The organism is Pseudomonas sp. PvP001 (assembly GCF_040546375.1).
Lineage (GTDB): Bacteria > Pseudomonadota > Gammaproteobacteria > Pseudomonadales > Pseudomonadaceae > Aquipseudomonas > Aquipseudomonas coleopterorum.
In genome coordinates, this window is record NZ_JBEPNQ010000001.1 from 1,934,231 (window position 1) to 1,947,694 (window position 13,464).

The following is a 13,464-nucleotide window of genomic DNA, read 5'->3' on the forward strand; positions in this document are numbered from 1 at the left end:
GCGTGACGCCTCCGACACACGTTTTGCGGCGCACGCGGCTATAATCAGGCATTCATCTACGAAGGGATTTCGCCTTGCGCTGGCTCAGGACTGCCATAGGATTCACCGCGGGCCTGCTGGCCCTGCTCTGTATGCTCGGCGCCCACGCAGAGCAGGCCGGCGGCTGGTCGATGTTGATGGACGAAGATGGCCGGCTGCAGTTGGGCGACGTGCGCTCCGAACGCTTCCAGAACCAGTTCTCCCCCGTGCAACTGCGCCAGGTCAACGCCGCCGGGCCAAATCGGTGCGCTGTGGCTGCACTACCGCCTGCCGCCGAGCGACCAGGAATTGTTGCTGCGTATTTTCTGCCCCGATCTCAAGGCCCTGGATTTCTACGTACTCGATGCCGACGCGCTCATCAGACGCGCTTCTTCGGACACCGACGTCAACACCGAAGCTCCGCTGGCCAGCAGTGATCATCTGCTGACCCTGCCGGTGAGCCAGAAGCCTCTGGACGTCTACCTGCGTATCGCTTCGGAACATCAGATCCGCCCCAGCATCGTGCTGCAATCGTCTTCCGCGGCAGCCGCCGATCAACGTGAGCCGCTGCTGTTCGGCCTGCTGCTGGGCTGTGTCGCCATGCTCATCCTGCACAATCTGATGTGCTTCGCCCATCGACGCTCCAGCAGCAGCCTGTGGCTGGCCTGCTCTCAGGCGTGCCTGTTGGCGTCGGCGCTGATTCTGTTCAACTTCACCGGCCCGTGGGTTTCGCTCTGGCCGGCCGCGCGAACACCGGCCGCCTACAGCGCGCTGCTGCTGGCATCGATGACCGGACTGATGTTCTGCCTGCGATTCTTTTCAGGGCGCGGACATCAGCGCTCCAATACCATCCTCAAGGCCGAGGTCGCCCTGATCGCCCTGTGTGGGCTCCTGCTGCTGTTCGTCGACGGCCTGCCATTCAACTTCTTCGCCTATGGCCTGCTGGCCCTGACCAGCATGACCATGCTGATGATAGGCGCCTGGCATTGGCTGCAGGGCTATCGCCCGGCGCGCACCTTCTGCCTGGGTCTGCTGGTGTGCAACGTCGGCTGCCTGGTGGTCCTGCCGGCACTGCTGGGTCTGACCCGAACCCCCTCGCAGTGGTTGATCTTCACCCTGCTCGGTTTTGCCCTGGTCGGCGGAGTGGTCCTCAACATCGCCCTCACACAGCGCCTGCGCAGTATCAGTGAGGATCGCTACAGCGCCAGCCGGCAACTGGCGGCCAGCACCGCCGAAATCAACGCCAAGGCCGAATTTCTGGCCAAGCTCAGCCACGAGATCCGTACGCCCATGAACGGCGTACTGGGCATGACCGAGCTGTTGCTGGGCACGCCGCTGTCGGTCAAGCAGCGTGACTATGTCCAGACCATCCACAGTGCCGGCAACGAGCTGCTGGGGCTGATCAACGAGATCCTGGATATTTCCAAGATCGAGTCCGGGCAGATCGAGCTCGACGACGTGCAGTTCGACCTGCACGCGCTGATCGAAGACTGCCTGAACATCTTCCGGGCCAAGGCCGAGCAGCAGAACATCGAGCTGATCAGCTTCACCCAGCCGCAGGTGCCGCGGGTCATCAGCGGCGACCCGACGCGCCTGCGCCAGGCGCTGCTGAGTCTGCTGGACAATGCCTTGAAGAAGACCGACCAGGGCGAGATCCTGCTGGTGGTGGCGCTCGACCAGCGCAGTGCCTCACCGCGCCTGCGCATCGCCGTGCAGGACAGCGGCGAGCCGATGCCGAGCGCCGAACGCGAAGCGCTGCTGCACACCGAACTGCGCAGCACCAATCTGCTCGACGGCAACCGCCTGAGTGGGCATCTGGGGCTGGTGATCGCCCGTCAACTGGTGCTTTTGATGAAGGGCGATTTCGGCATCAAGAGCGGCAGCGAGCATGGCAGTACCCTGTGGCTGACCCTGCCCCTGGATCCGCTGCGCCTCGAGCAGCCCTGCTCGGACCTCGACCTGCCGCTCAAGAACGCGCGGGTGCTGGTGGTCGACGACAACGAAACCTGCCGCAAGGTGCTCGTGCAGCAGTGCAGCGCCTGGGGTCTGAACGTCAGCTCGGTGCCGTCGGGCAAGGAAGCCCTGGCCCTGCTGCGGACCAAGGCGCATCTACGTGACTATTTCGACGTGGTGCTGCTGGACCAGAACATGCCCGGCATGACCGGCATGCAGCTGGCTGCGAAGATCAAGGAAGATCCAAGCCTGAACCACGACATTCTGCTGATCATGCTCACCGGCATCAGCAACGCGCCGAGCAAGATCGTCGCGCGCAATGCCGGGATCAAGCGCATCCTGGCCAAGCCGGTGGCCGGCTACACCCTCAAGACCACCCTGGCCGACGAGCTCAGCCATCGCGGCGACATCGAGGCACCACCGCCGCCCGCCGCCCACCTGGCGCCGATCGATCTGCCCAGTGACTTCCGCATTCTGGTGGCCGAGGACAACAACATTTCCACCAAGGTGATCCGCGGCATGCTCGGCAAGCTCAACCTGCACCCCGATACCGCCAGCAATGGCGAGGAAGCCTTGCGGGCGATGAAGGCTCAGCGCTATGACCTGGTGCTGATGGACTGCGAGATGCCGATCCTCGATGGTTTTTCCGCGACTCGGCAGCTGCGTGCCTGGGAGATGGGCAACCAGCGCGTGCGTACGCCGGTGGTGGCGCTGACTGCGCACATCCTCAGTGAGCACAAGGAGCAGGCGCGCCAGGCAGGCATGGACGGGCATATGGCCAAGCCGATCGAAATGTCGCAGCTGCGCGAATTGGTCGAGCATTGGGCGGCCCAGCGCGAGGCCATCGTAGCCCCGTTGAAAACCCTCTGACCCTGCACCTGCCCCTGTAGCAGCGGCGCGAGCCGCGTCAGCTGTATACGCAGTGTGTCAGGCAGTGCGCGGTGTGGCCGGACGCGGCTTGCGCCGCTGCTACAGGGGGGGCGTTCGGCGGCAGTGTGCGCGGTGTGTCAGGGAATGCGCAGTGTGGCAGCGGCTTATGTTCGTTTGCAGATCAGGGTTTGCTGCCGTACCAGCGTGGGGTGTAGACCCAGGTGCCGCCTGCGGCCTTGGCGAAGGTGCAGGTGGTGGAGGAACCCACCAGGACCATGGTGCGCATGTCCACCAGCTCGGGGGTCAACTCGCCCAGGGTGATGACCCGCAGGGTCTGGCCGGGTCGGCCGATGTCTCGCCCCAGAACGATGGGCGTGTTCGGCGCGCGATGCTGGCGGACGATCTCCAGCGCCTTGCCCAACTGCCAGGGGCGCGAGCGTGAAATCGGGTTGTAGAACGCCAGGGCCAGGTCGGCCTGGCAGGCCAGGTCCAGGCGCTTCTCGATGATGGCCCATGGCTTGAGGTTGTCGGACAGCGACAGCACGCAGAAATCATGGCCCAGCGGCGCGCCGGCCTGAGCGGCGGTCGCCAGCGAGGCCGAAACACCCGGCAGCATCTCCAGCTCCACCGCGTGCCAGCGCGGATCGGTGGATTCATGCAGTGCCTCCAGCACGGCGGCCGCCATGGCGAACACGCCAGGGTCACCGGACGACACCACCACCACTGAACGACCCTGGGCCGCCAGCTCGAACGCGTGGCGGGCACGCTGCATCTCTTCGCGGTTGTCGGTGCAGTGCAGCACCTGATCGGCGCGGAACGGACCGGCCATGCGCACGTAGGTCTCGTAACCCAGCACATCGTTGGCACGCGCCAATTCCGCTTTGACCGCCGGGACCATGAGATCGGCAGCGCCGGGACCCAGGCCGATCACCGCCAGACGTCCGCGCGGCAGGCCGATGCTGGCAATGTCCAACGGCTGATCGGCCACGGCGATCGCCAGGTGCTCGCCGATCGCGATGGGTGACGACTTCGGCACTGTTTGAAGGGCCAGCTGTGCCAGCGAGCCTTGCGCCGGGGCAAAGCGCAGCGGCACGGCCAACGCTGCCGCGGCTTCATGCAGTACCGGATCGGCCATGTCGCGCTCGTCTGCCAGCAGGCCGGCCAGCGATGGCAAGGCAATACCGCTGCGCTGCAGCGCGTCACGTACGGCATCGGCCAGTTCGGGCTGTGCTGCATTCACTGCGACCAGCACGTTGCGTGGGTGGATGAGCAGCTCATTGGCCGAGGGCTGACGCGCATCGCTGCCGACATGGATGGTCAGCCGCGCCTGGGCATCCTCGGGCAGGCGCGCATCGGCCAGCCACGGCGCTGCGCCTTCGACACGTACCCGTTCACCGGCCAGCAGATCTGAAACGAAGCGCTTGCCCAGTTCCAGATCGGCCAGGGCGTAGCCACTGGGCGGATTGAGCAGGCAGGTGCCGAAGCGCAGTTCACCACTGGTGGTGATCGCGGCGGCGATGCCCAGCCCTGCAGCGATTTCACGAGCCAGCACGTTGACCCCGGCCAGCCCCCCCAACAGCGGCACCACGGCGCTGCCGTCCTCGGCCACGGCCAGCACTGGAGGCTCGGCGCCCTTCTCCAGCAGGACCGGCGCCAGGCTGCGGATGACGATACCTGCCGCGCACAGGGCGATGATCGGCGTGTCTTGTTGATACAGCTGACGCAAGGTGGCACCGAAGTCCTGGTAGCTGCGGTCGACATCGGTCACGCGCTCGGCCAGACCGTGGATCAGCGCCTGGGGATAGCATTGCTGCAGGCGCCGCGCGGTGGCCAGTGCGCCACTGCCGAGAATCACGATTGCTGGAGCGTTCATCAGCCTTGCCACCTTTCACCCGGAACGATGATCAAGGAAAAATACGGCGACGAGGTCGGATCGACTTCGGCCAGGGGGACGATCTTCTGATTGGCCATGGTCGCGCGCTCGACGTACAGGGCACGCTCGGCCAAGCCCAGTTCGGCCAACACCTGGCGAACCTTGGGAAAGTTGCGGCCCAGCTTCATGATGACCACAGCGTCGGCATCGGCCAGACGACGCTTGAGGTCATCCGCCGGCAGCACGCCCGACAGCACCGAAAGGCTCTGATTGCGGTACACCAGCGGCGCACCCAGCACCGAGGCGCCGCCGAGCATCGAGCAGACGCCGGGAATCACCTGGGCTTCATAGCGCTCGGCGAGCCGATCATGCAGGTACATGTAGGAGCCGTAGAAGAACGGATCGCCTTCGCAGATCACCGCCACGTCACGGCCGGCATCCAGGTGCGCGGCGACGTCCAGGCTGGCGGCGTCGTAGAAATCGCTGATCACCTGTTCATAGGACAGGGGCGCGGGCAGTGCCTCGGTGGTCACCGGGTAGATCAGCGGCAGCAAAGTCTGCTGCGCCTGCAGATGACCCTCGATGATGCCGAAGGCGTTGCCCTTCTTGCCCTTGGCGACGAAATAGGCCACCACGGGTGCCTCGCGCAGCAGACGCAGCGCTTTCACGGTGATCAGTTCGGGATCGCCCGGGCCCACGCCCAGTCCCAGCAGACGGCCACGCGGTTGCATCACTCGACCTCCGTGGCCAGCGCATTGACCGCTGCGGCCGCCATGGCGCTGCCGCCCTTGCGACCTTCGACGATGACGAACGGCACGCCACGGCTGTCGGCCGCCAGCATGGCCTTGGACTCGGCAGCGCCGACGAAGCCGACCGGAAAGCCCAGGATCAGGGCGGGCTTGGGCGCGCCGGCATCGATCATGTCGAGCAGGTGGAACAGTGCGGTCGGCGCGTTGCCGATGACCACCACCGAGCCAGCCAGATGGGGCCGCCACAGTTCCAGCGCTGCCGCCGAACGGGTATTGCCCAGGGCCTGGGCCAGGACGGGCACGCTGTCGTCCTTGAGCGTGCAGATCACTGGGTTGTTGGCGGGCAGGCGGGCGCGGGTAATGCCTTCGGCGACCATGCGCGCGTCGCACAGGATGAGGGCACCGGCGGCCAGGGCATCGCGTCCGGCCTTGCCGGCACCGGGGGAGAAACGCAGGTCCTGGACGACATCGACCATGCCGCAGGCGTGAATGACCCGCACGGCGAGTTTTTCCAGGTCGGCGGGGATCTGGTCCAGCTTCGCTTCGGCACGAATGATGGCGAAGGAGTTGCGATAGATCTCCTGACCATCGCGGATGTAGTCAATCATGGGTGTCGCTCCGTGAGCGGTCGCGCAGCAGGGCAGCGGCCGCATCCAGTGAAAGATGGCGCGCGAGCAGGGTCCCGAATCCGGGTACCCCGGCTGCGCGTAGATACAGGTCGTAGTGGCCGGCGGTACTGGCCAGCAGGGTCGCCGGAGCGACATGGGCGGCGGCGCATGAGCGAGAACAGCCACTCAGATGGACACTCAGCGGCGCTTGACCGGGCAACAGGGCGGCCAGGCGAACGGCGTCAGCCTTGGTATCGGCCAGGCCCTTGGCACAGCCGCTGGCGCCCGTGCAGGCGATCATGGCGGCGAGGGGCTGCTGCGCACCTGTGATGAAGCCCAACGCGGTCAGGGCTCGCAGCACCGGCTCGGGATCGGGTAGATCAGGCAGCAGCAGGCCTTGCCAGGGGGTCATGCGCAGGGTGCCGTTGCCGTGGTCGCGAGCGAGCTGGGCGGCGCCGCGCAGCATGGCTGGGGTCAACCGTCCCAGAGGGGCCAGGGTGCTGATGAAGCTCAGGCCCGGTTGGCGCTGTGGCTGGATGCCCAGTTTGAAGGTGGCTATGGGCTTGTCCAGTGATGCAGGGCAAACAGGCAGACCCAGGGTGCTGAGGAATGCTTGAGTGGTGTCAGTAGTGGCCTCTTCGCGGGCAGAGAGCTCAGCCGCCCGCCCCGCTCCCACAGGTTCCGCGTCGCTGCTGCCGCTGTGTTGGTGGCTGAGCCCTCTGCCTGCGAAAAGGGCGTCCGTGTCGGCGAGCAGATCACGCATGCGCGTGTGCTCTGGTCGCGCCCGTTCGAGGAACTGCTCCAGCACCGCCACCACCAGGGCATGGCCCTGGTCGAAGGGCACTGCGCCCACGGCAGCGTCGCTTCCGGGGCAGCCGGCCAGGCCGAACGCCCACATGCACTGACCGTCTCGCTCGAAGGCTGACAGCCAAAGGTCATGGTGGTGATCGAGCATCGCCAGGCGCTCGCCGCCCTGCAGTTGCACGGCGAACTTGGCCGACAACGCATGAAAGCGCGGCTCGGTTTCCAGGCTGTGGATAATCTTCGCGGCTAGAGGGCGTGTATCCGCCACCTGGTGAGGGTCGATGCCAGCCGTGGGGCTGAGCATGACATTGCGCACATCGTCGCCGGCTGCCTCTCGCGGGCCCAGACCGGCCTGCAGCAGATGCTCGATCAGGGCCTGCCGCTGCTCACCGATGCCACGGATCTGCAGGTTGGCGCGGTTGGTCGCCTCGATCGTGCCGTGAGCGTGGCGCTCGGCCGCTTCGGCGACGGCATCGGCCTGGTCGGCGCGCAACTCGCCACCGGCCAGCTTGATGCGGCAGATGCCCCCGTCCAACGCCTGAACGATACGCAGCAACCCCGGACACGCCGAGGGGCGGACAACGTTCGAGGTCTTGTTCAAAGGGGCACCGGGCACGCGCGAAAAACCACTGGAAAGGGTAAGGCGCGGTATTATGCCTGCTTTGGCCGAAGGCATGAAAAGTCTGCCCGTCGGAATAGTTTTGTATGAGGGATATTCATGTCGGCCTGGCTGACCCTGGTAGGTATCGGTGAAGACGGTTTTGCGGGCCTGGGCAAACAGGCACGGCGCGCGCTGCTGAGCGCCCGGCGCATCGTCGGCAGCCCGCGCCAGCTCGAATTGCTGCCGCGCTGCATCGTCGGCACCCGGGTTGCCTGGCCCAGCCCGTTCAGCCTCGACGCCGTGCTGGCCGAACCCGGCGAGGCGGTCTGCGTACTGGCCAGTGGTGACCCGATGCTCTACGGCGTGGGCGCCAGTCTGGCGCGACAGATTCCAGCCGCGCAGATGCACGTGCTGCCCTCGCCGTCTTCCTATTCGCTGGCCGCCGCGCGCCTGGGCTGGGCGCTGCAGGACGTGGTCACCCTCTCGGTGGTGGCGCGCCCGGTAGCGGCGGTGGCTGCGCACCTGTACAGCGGCCAGCGCCTGCTGGTGCTGAGCAACGATGGCACGAGCCCGCAAGCCGTGGCCCAGCTGCTGCGCGAACGCGGCTTCGGCCTCAGCCGCGTGACCGTGCTGGAACACCTGGGGGGGCCAAATGAACGGCGCATCGACGGTAGCGCCGCCGATGATTTTCCCGACATCGCCGCGCTGAACCTCATCGCCATCGACTGCCAGGCCAGCCCGGACGCCCCGCGTCTGTCCCCGCTGGCCGGCCTGCCCGACACTGCCTTTCGCCACGACGGCCAACCTGACCAAGCGCGACGTTCGCGCGGTGACCCTGGCGCGCCTGGCGCCCCGACCGGGAGAGCTGCTGTGGGACGTGGGCGCCGGCTGTGGCTCGATCGGCATCGAATGGATGCGCGCGCATCCCAGCTGCCGCGCCATCGCGGTCGAGTCCGACGAAGGTCGGCAGGCCTTTATCGAACACAACCGCGATGCCTTGGGTGTACCCGGCCTGCAATTGGTGCGCGGGCGGGCGCCGGGCGCGCTGGCCGGTTTGCCTGCACCCGACGCGATCTTCGTCGGCGGCGGCGTTACCCGCGAGAACGTGCTGGCCGATTGCTGGGCAGCGCTCAAACCCGGCGGTCGCTTGGTGGCCAACGCGGTCACCCTGCAGAGTGAGCTGGCCTTGGTGCAATGGCGCGAGCAGTACGGTGGCGAGCTGACCCGACTGCACATTGCCCAGGCGGCCCCGCTGGGCGAGTTCGACACCTGGCGCCAGGCGTTGCCGATTACTCTGCTCGACACGGTCAAGCCTCTCGATGCGTGAAGAAACGGCCGAGCAGCCGGCGCCGCTGCGCAGCGGCCTGACCACCGGCAGCTGCGCCACGGCGACCAGTCTGGCGGCGGCGCGGCTGTTGCTGGGCGGTAATGCCAGCGATGCGGTGCATATCGTGCTGCCCAAGGGCAAGCAGGTGTCGATGCGCCTGGAGTTCTGTCGGCTGAATGCCGACGGTGCCGAAGCCGGTACGCTCAAGGACGGCGGCGACGATCCGGATGTGACCCACGGCGCCCTGTTGTACACCCAGGTGCGTTTGCTCGATGCGCCCGGCATCCATTTCGTGGCGGGCGAGGGCGTGGGGACCGTCACCCGGCCAGGACTGGTGCTGGGCGTGGGTGAACCGGCGATCAATCCGGTTCCACGGCGGATGATCGGTGAACACCTGACCCGCCTGGCCGAAGAGCACGGCTACGGCGGTGGCTTCGAGGTCACCGTCAACGTCGAGAACGGCGCCAGCCTGGCTCTCAAGACCATGAACCCACGCCTGGGCATCCTCGGCGGGCTGTCGATCCTGGGCACCAGCGGTATCGTGAGGCCATTTTCGTGCGCGGCCTATATCGCCTCCATCCATCAGGGCATCGATGTGGCGACCACCAACGGCTACCGGCACATCGCCGCGTGCACCGGCAATGCCAGCGAGGACACCATGCGCCAGGTCTACGCGCTGCCCGAAATTGCCTTGATCGAGATGGGCGACTTCGTCGGTGCAGTGCTCAAACACGTACGCAAGGTACCCTTGGACAAACTCAGCCTGTGCGGCGGTTTCGGCAAGATCAGCAAGCTGGCGGCCGGACACATGGACCTGCACAGCCGTCATTCGAGCATCGATCTGGCGCAACTGGCGGGTTGGGCGAGCGACGTCGGCGCCGATGCGGATCTGCAGGCGCGTATCCGCGCGGCCAACACCAGCCAGCAAGCCTTGGCCCTGGCCCATGCCGAAGGTGTGAAGCTGGGCGATGAAGTCTGTCGTCACGCCTGGCGGTTCGCCCGCAGCGTGGTGCAGGATCGGGTGCAGGTGGAGGTGTTCGCCATCGACCGTCAGGGCGGGATCGTCGGGCAGGCGGGGGTCGCTCCATGAAGCGCATCCTGCTGCTGGGTGGCGTGACCGAAGCCTTGGCGATCGCTCGGACCTTGAGCCCGGAGCACGTCTACAGCCTGGCCGGCGTGGGTCGCGTGCCCACCGACCTGCGCTGCCAGGTGCGCGTCGGCGGGTATGGCGGGGCCGAAGGGCTGGCGACGTATATCCGCAGCGAAGGTATTACGCTGCTGGTTGACGCGACTCACCCCTATGCCGCCCAGATCAGCGCCAATGCAGCGAAGGCGGCCGGCCTGGCGGGCATCGAATGCTGGGCGTTGCGGCGTCCGGCCTGGCAGCCTCAGGCGGGTGACGATTGGAGGGATGTGGCCGACTGGGCTGAACTGGTGCAGGCACTGGCGCCGTTCCAGCGACCGCTGTTCACCCTGGGTCGCGAACCCCTGGAACACCTGCAGGAGATTCCACCCCATCAGCATTGGACCTTGCGAGCGCTGGACCCCTATCCCGGCACGGCGCGTTGCGAGGTGATCGGCGCCCGCGGCCCCTTTCGCCTGGAAGACGAACGCGCCTTGTTCGCCCAGCGCCGTATCGATGTGCTGATCAGCAAGAACAGCGGCAGCGGTGCGACCGAGCCCAAGCTGCAGGTGGCACGGGAGTTGGGGCTTCCGGTGCTGGTGCTCAAGCGCCCGCTCCTGCCGCAGGTGGATCGCACCTTCACGGATGCAGCAACGCTGCTGACGCACATGAATCAGATCGCGGTGTTTTTGTAGCAGCGGCGCAAGCCGCGTCCGGGTCGCGCGCAGTGGATCAGATTTATTGCATGTGCCGCCGACGCGGCTTGCACCGCTGCTACAATGGCGGCTTTCGTACCGGGGTGTCTGCGATGAAAAGGTTCTGGTCTGCCTGTGTGCTCATGCTGCTCGCTGCCGCCGCGCAGGGCGACGCCCGCCAATACAAGGCCGGTGACCTGCTGATCGTCGAACCCTGGGCGCAGGAACTGCCGCCCAATGCGCCCACCGTCGCGGTGTATTTCGAATTGCGCAACCGCGGGCTGGACGACGACACCCTGACCAGCGTCGACACGCCGATCGCCGGTGACGCGCAACTGCATCAGCACATCAACCAGGACGGCATGATGAAGATGCAGCAGGTTCAAGGCGTGACCATTCCGGCCAGCGGCCACGCGGTGTTCGCGCCCATGGCATTTCACGTGATGCTGCTGGACCTCAAGCTGAGCAGTCCCCTGCAGGCGGGCCAGCATTTCCCGCTGACCCTGCATTTCGCCAAGGCGGGGGATTTCGTGGTCGAGGTGCAGGTGCTCACCCAGGCGCCAGCGCAGGACGATGCCGACGAGCATGCGCATTGAGCCGATGAGCGACCTGAGCGCCAGGCGCTCTTCTTCCCGGCCTTCCGCCCAGGCCCGCGCCAGCTGGATCAGCCTCTTTGCAGTGCTGATGATGTTCATCGGGCCGTTGATTTCCCAGTCGATGCCGATGGACCACACGCGGTTCGCCATGCCCATGGACGGCGCCATGTCTGCCATGCAGCACGAGGCCCATGGCGAGCACCATGGCAGCGCCACGGCTGGCGGCGAGCTGCATGTGCTGATGGAGAAATGCGGTTATTGCAGCCTGTTCTTCCACTGTCCGGCGCTGCCACAGACGCTGGGTATCGCGGGTGCGAATTCGCAGCGCCCGCAGAGTGTCTTCGTTGCCCAACCTCGCCAGGGACATGCGACCCACGCGGTGTTCCCCGGCGCGCGTACGCGTGCGCCGCCCTCAATGGTGTGATCGTCGAATCCCAATGACTGTGAACTGATGCGGTGTCTGCGCAGGCCTTTTCGCGGGTAGACGACTCGTCGTCCGCCCCGCTTCCACAGGTCGGCATTGGCAGTGCATTGGTCAACGTTGAGCACAACGATACCGTTGGAACACCTTTCACCTATGAAAACCTCTTTCTACAACCTTGCCTGGCGCTGGCATTTCTACGCCGGACTGTTCGTCGCCCCGTTCATGATCCTGCTGGCGCTGACCGGGATCATCTACCTGTTCAAGCCGCAACTGGACCCGTGGATGTACCGCGATCTGCTGGTGGTGCCGGTGGCCGAACAGCGCCTGAGCGCCGACGAACTGCTGCTGCGCACGCACAATGCTTATCCGCGTGGCAACATCGGCCAGTACCTGCCGCCCAGCGCCGCCGAACGCAGTGCCCAGTTCGTGGTGCATGCCGATGGCCGCGAGCTGAATGTGTTCGTCAATCCCTACACCGGCGAGCTGCTGGGCGAGCAGGACGCCAAGTGGAACCTGCAGGCCGTGGCGAGGGCCCTGCATGGCGAGCTGATGATTGGCACCGTGGGTGACCGGCTGATCGAGCTGGCTGCCGGCTGGGGCATCGTGCTGGTGATCTCCGGCCTGTACCTGTGGTGGCCGCGCGGCAATGCCGCCAGCGGTGTGCTCTGGCCGCGCTGGCGCAGTCGAGGCCGGGCGCTGTGGCGCGACCTGCATGCGGCAGTCGGTTTCTGGGGCGCAGCGTTGTTGCTGATCATGCTGCTCAGCGGCATGACCTGGACCGGGTTCTGGGGCAAGCAGTATGCCCAGGTGTGGAACCGCTTCCCCGACGCCATGTGGAACGCCATGCCCAAGTCCGACGAGCAGGCCGGCCAGCTCAACCAGGCCCATCGCCAGACCGTGCCCTGGGCCATGGAAAACACGCCCATGCCGCAGTCCGCCGGGGCACATGCCGAGCACATGGGCCATGGCGGGCACATGCACGCCCCGGCAGCGCCGTTGGTCAGCCTGCAGAGCGTGGTCGACACTGCCACGCGGTTGCAGGTGGAACCCGGCTACAGCATCACCCTGCCGACCACGGCGAGCGGCGTGTTCACTGTGGCGGTTTTTGCCGACGATCCACGCAACGACGCGACCGTGCACATCGATCAGTACAGCGGTGAGGTGCTGGCCGACGTGCGCTGGGAGCATTACGGCCTGGTCGCGCGCGCCACTGAAACCGGGGTGATGCTGCACGAGGGCAAGATGTTCGGGCCGGTCAATCAGATCATCGTGCTGCTGGTTTGCCTGATGATATTGCTCAGTTCGGTCAGCGGTCTGGTGATCTGGTGGAAGCGCCGGCCCCAGGGCAAGCTCGGTGTACCGCCGCTGCGCCACGATCTGCCGCGATGGAAGGTGGCGGTCGGGGTGATGATTGCGATTGGCGTGGCGTTTCCGTTGGTGGGTGTGTCGCTGTTGTTGATCTGGGCGGTGGACCGGATGGTGGTCCGCCTGCGGCCGTCGATCGAAGCGATCTGAGTCATCCTGCTGTATCTGCGGTGCGACCGGACGCGGCTTGCACCGCTGCTACAGGGAATCGGAGTACACCTGCAACGCGAGCGCAAGCCGCATCAGCGGTGCACACGACCCCCGTAGCAGCGGCGCAAGCCGCGTCGGCGGTGCACACGGTCTCTGTAGCAGCGGCGCAAGCCGCGTCGGCGGTGCACACGGTCCCCGTAGCAGCGGCGCAAGCCGCGTCGGCGGTGCACACGGTCTCTGTAGCAGCGGCGCAAGCCGCGTCGGCGGGCGGCGCGGTGCGTCGTTGGGCTGGGGATGAAATCCGGCGC

9 protein-coding genes and 2 pseudogenes are annotated in these 13,464 nt (G+C 66.3%); 7 read left to right on the top strand and 4 right to left on the bottom strand.

Features of this window, described 5'->3' with window-relative positions:
• Positions 1-74 precede the first annotated feature (74 nt).
• Positions 75-2,841, top strand: a pseudogene (locus ABMD26_RS08870) (hybrid sensor histidine kinase/response regulator).
• Positions 2,842-3,022: 181 nt separating this feature from the next.
• Here ABMD26_RS08870 and cobJ read toward each other — a convergent pair.
• Genes cobJ through cobG form a run of 4 tightly spaced genes read right to left on the bottom strand, consistent with a single transcriptional unit; the run spans position 3,023 to position 7,551 of the window.
• Positions 3,023-4,714 (bottom strand): precorrin-3B C(17)-methyltransferase, encoded by a 1,692-nt coding sequence (gene cobJ, locus ABMD26_RS08875; protein WP_134722992.1) that lies wholly within the window; start codon positions 4,712-4,714, stop codon positions 3,023-3,025.
• A complete protein-coding gene (locus ABMD26_RS08880) occupies positions 4,714-5,445 on the bottom strand; it encodes a precorrin-2 C(20)-methyltransferase (protein WP_134722991.1) in 732 nt (243 codons plus the stop codon). Before ABMD26_RS08880 ends, cobJ begins: the two co-directional genes overlap by 1 nt.
• The gene (locus tag ABMD26_RS08885; protein WP_354309113.1) at positions 5,445-6,071 is read right to left on the bottom strand and encodes a precorrin-8X methylmutase; all 627 of its coding nucleotides are present in this window, start codon (positions 6,069-6,071) and stop codon (positions 5,445-5,447) included. Before ABMD26_RS08885 ends, ABMD26_RS08880 begins: the two co-directional genes overlap by 1 nt.
• A complete protein-coding gene (cobG, locus tag ABMD26_RS08890; RefSeq protein ID WP_354309115.1) occupies positions 6,064-7,551 on the bottom strand; it encodes a precorrin-3B synthase in 1,488 nt (495 codons plus the stop codon). The genes ABMD26_RS08885 and cobG overlap by 8 nt, the downstream gene beginning before the upstream one ends.
• A 42-nt stretch (positions 7,552-7,593) precedes the next feature.
• Here cobG and cbiE point away from each other — a divergent pair.
• The 6 genes and pseudogenes from cbiE to ABMD26_RS08920 all read left to right on the top strand — a co-directional run bounded on the left by cbiE (position 7,594) and on the right by ABMD26_RS08920 (position 13,156).
• Positions 7,594-8,803: pseudogene (gene cbiE, locus ABMD26_RS08895) on the top strand (precorrin-6y C5,15-methyltransferase (decarboxylating) subunit CbiE).
• The gene (locus ABMD26_RS08900) at positions 8,796-9,893 is read left to right on the top strand and encodes a cobalt-precorrin-5B (C(1))-methyltransferase (RefSeq protein WP_320522970.1); all 1,098 of its coding nucleotides are present in this window, start codon (positions 8,796-8,798) and stop codon (positions 9,891-9,893) included. The pseudogene cbiE and the gene ABMD26_RS08900 overlap by 8 nt, the downstream one beginning before the upstream one ends.
• Positions 9,890-10,621, top strand: coding sequence for a cobalt-precorrin-6A reductase (locus ABMD26_RS08905; protein WP_320522969.1), 732 nt, complete (start codon positions 9,890-9,892; stop codon positions 10,619-10,621). Before ABMD26_RS08900 ends, ABMD26_RS08905 begins: the two co-directional genes overlap by 4 nt.
• A 113-nt stretch (positions 10,622-10,734) precedes the next feature.
• A complete protein-coding gene (locus ABMD26_RS08910; RefSeq protein ID WP_122744096.1) occupies positions 10,735-11,217 on the top strand; it encodes a copper chaperone PCu(A)C in 483 nt (160 codons plus the stop codon).
• Positions 11,207-11,641, top strand: a complete 435-nt coding sequence (locus ABMD26_RS08915; protein ID WP_354309118.1) for a DUF2946 domain-containing protein — start codon at positions 11,207-11,209, stop codon at positions 11,639-11,641. The genes ABMD26_RS08910 and ABMD26_RS08915 overlap by 11 nt, the downstream gene beginning before the upstream one ends.
• A gap of 153 nt (positions 11,642-11,794) precedes the next feature.
• Positions 11,795-13,156, top strand: coding sequence for a PepSY-associated TM helix domain-containing protein (locus ABMD26_RS08920; RefSeq protein WP_354309120.1), 1,362 nt, complete (start codon positions 11,795-11,797; stop codon positions 13,154-13,156).
• Positions 13,157-13,464 lie beyond the last annotated feature (308 nt).

Coding starts and splice junctions, on each gene's coding strand:
- cobG (WP_354309115.1), bottom strand. CDS start 7,551: ATGCCTTCGGCCAAAGCAGGCATAATACCGCGCCTTACCCTTTCCAGT.
- ABMD26_RS08915 (WP_354309118.1), top strand. CDS start 11,207: ATGCGCATTGAGCCGATGAGCGACCTGAGCGCCAGGCGCTCTTCTTCC.
- ABMD26_RS08920 (WP_354309120.1), top strand. CDS start 11,795: ATGAAAACCTCTTTCTACAACCTTGCCTGGCGCTGGCATTTCTACGCC.
- ABMD26_RS08905 (WP_320522969.1), top strand. CDS start 9,890: ATGAAGCGCATCCTGCTGCTGGGTGGCGTGACCGAAGCCTTGGCGATC.
- ABMD26_RS08880 (WP_134722991.1), bottom strand. CDS start 5,445: ATGCAACCGCGTGGCCGTCTGCTGGGACTGGGCGTGGGCCCGGGCGAT.
- ABMD26_RS08910 (WP_122744096.1), top strand. CDS start 10,735: ATGAAAAGGTTCTGGTCTGCCTGTGTGCTCATGCTGCTCGCTGCCGCC.
- ABMD26_RS08900 (WP_320522970.1), top strand. CDS start 8,796: ATGCGTGAAGAAACGGCCGAGCAGCCGGCGCCGCTGCGCAGCGGCCTG.
- cobJ (WP_134722992.1), bottom strand. CDS start 4,714: ATGAACGCTCCAGCAATCGTGATTCTCGGCAGTGGCGCACTGGCCACC.
- ABMD26_RS08885 (WP_354309113.1), bottom strand. CDS start 6,071: ATGATTGACTACATCCGCGATGGTCAGGAGATCTATCGCAACTCCTTC.